The following is a 1,985-nucleotide window of genomic DNA, read 5'->3' on the forward strand; positions in this document are numbered from 1 at the left end:
GGCGCTGGCGCTGGCGCAGGTGCAGACCTACCGGGAACCGTCGCGGCGCGAGGGCATCGCCCAGCTCGCCGCGCTGAGCAAGCGCGCCGATGTCGCCGGTCCCGCGCGTGCCGGCTGGCGCCAGGCGCTGCTGTGGCTCAATGCCGGCCCCGCCGATGCGCCGCTGTACCAGGCGTTCCTGGCCGCCAATCCGAACGATGCCGAGATCGCCAAGAAGGCCGCGCAACTGCAGGAGCGCCGCGCGCAAGGCGGCGATCCGGCCGGCGAACAGCTGGGCGAAGGCTTCAAGGCGCTCAACGCCGGCAACCTGGCGCTGGCCGAACAGCGCTTCGCGCAGGTGCTGCGCGCGCGTCCGCGCGATGCCGAGGCGCTCGGTGGCCTGGGCTCGGTGCGGCTGCGCCAGCAGCGCTTCGGCGAAGCGCAGGAACTGCTGCGCCCGGCCGCGGCCGCCAACGGCAAGTGGCGCAGCGCGCTGGACAGCGCGCGCTACTGGCTGCAACTGCAGCAGGCGCAGGCCGCGCGCACCCGCGGCGACACCGACGCCGCGCTGCGCCTGGTCCAGCAGGCGGTCAAGCTCAAGCCCGAGGAGGCCGCCGGCTACGCGTTGCTGGGCGACCTGCAGTCGGCCAGCGATGCCGCCGCCGCCGAAAAGAGCTACCGCGAGGCGCTGCACCTGCATGCCGACGATGCCGGCGCGCTGCAGGGCCTGATCGCCCTGTACAGCCGCCAGGGCCGCGCCAACGAGGCCAATGCGCTGTTCGCCAGGCTCAGCCCGGCGCAGCGCCAGCAGGCCGGCGGCGAGTCCGCGCTGAAAGCCAACCTGCAGCGCGCCCGCGCGCAGCAGGCGCTGGAGGCCGGCGACACCGTCACCGCGCAGAGCGAGCTGGAAAAGGCGATGGTCGACAACCCGGGCGATCCGTGGGTGCGGCTGGACCTGGCGCGCCTGTACCAGCAGGCCGGGCGTCCGGACCAGGCGCGCAGCGTCATGGACGGCCTGCTCGCAGTGCACGGCGACATGCCCGAGGCGCTGTACGCCAATGCGCTGCTCGCGCAGGAACGCGGCGACTGGGCCAGCGCCTACGCCAGCCTGGAACGCATTCCGGCCAATGCCCGCACCGCCGAGATGAGCGCGCTGCGCAACACCGCCTGGGTCGAACAGCAGGCGGCCACGGCGCGCCTGCTGCAGCAGCAGGGCCGCGGTGGCGAAGCGCAGTTGCTGCTGGGCCGCACCGAGGCCGCGCTGGGCGACGCGCTGGAACAGCCGGCACTGCTGGCGGCGATGGCCGGCGCCTATGCCGACATCGGCAGCAACCAGCGCGCGCTAACCCTGGCGCAGCGCCTGGTCGCGCAGAACCCCTCCACCGAGGCGCGCCTGCAATACGCCGGCGTGCTGCTGCGCGCGCACCAGGACGCGGAACTGGCGGCGACCCTGCGCCAGTTGCGCGACAGCGACATGAGCGCCGAGCAGCAGCGCCGCTACCAGGCGCTGCGCAGCGGCTACGTGCTGCGCCAGGTCGATGCCCTGCGCGAACTCGGCAACCTCGAAGCCGCCTACGACGCGCTGGCGCCGCTGCTGGCGCAGCAGAACCAGGATCCGCAGGCGGTGGCCGCGTTGGCACGGCTGTACGCCGCCGCCGGCGACCAGCGCCAGGCGCTGGTGTTGTACCAGCAGCAACTGCAGCAGTCGCCCAACGACCTGGACACCTTGATCGCCGCGGCCAACACCGCCGCCGCGCTGCGCGACCTGCACAGCGCCGAGGACTACCTGCAGCGCGCGCTGGCGCAGGCGCCGGATTCGCCGCAGGTGCTTGGCGCCGCCGGCCGCGTGTACCGCAGCGCCGGCAAGAACCGCAAGGCCGAGAGCTACTTCCGCGCCGCACTGGCGGCGCAGGCGCGCGAGGCGGGCCAGTACGACAACGGCCTGCCGGCCGCCAACGGCCCGGCGTCCTACGCCGCTGCCGGGCGCCCGCTCAATCCGTTCGCCA

Annotated in this window: 1 protein-coding gene; it reads left to right on the plus strand. The window is 74.1% G+C overall.

What is annotated here, in order from left to right; all coding sequences use genetic code 11:
* A partial coding sequence (locus D180_RS09090; protein ID WP_017912545.1) for a tetratricopeptide repeat protein occupies positions 1–1,985 on the plus strand: 1,985 nt, incomplete at both ends.

This window comes from Xanthomonas sp. SHU 166 (genome assembly GCF_000364685.1).
GTDB lineage: Bacteria > Pseudomonadota > Gammaproteobacteria > Xanthomonadales > Xanthomonadaceae > Xanthomonas_A > Xanthomonas_A sontii.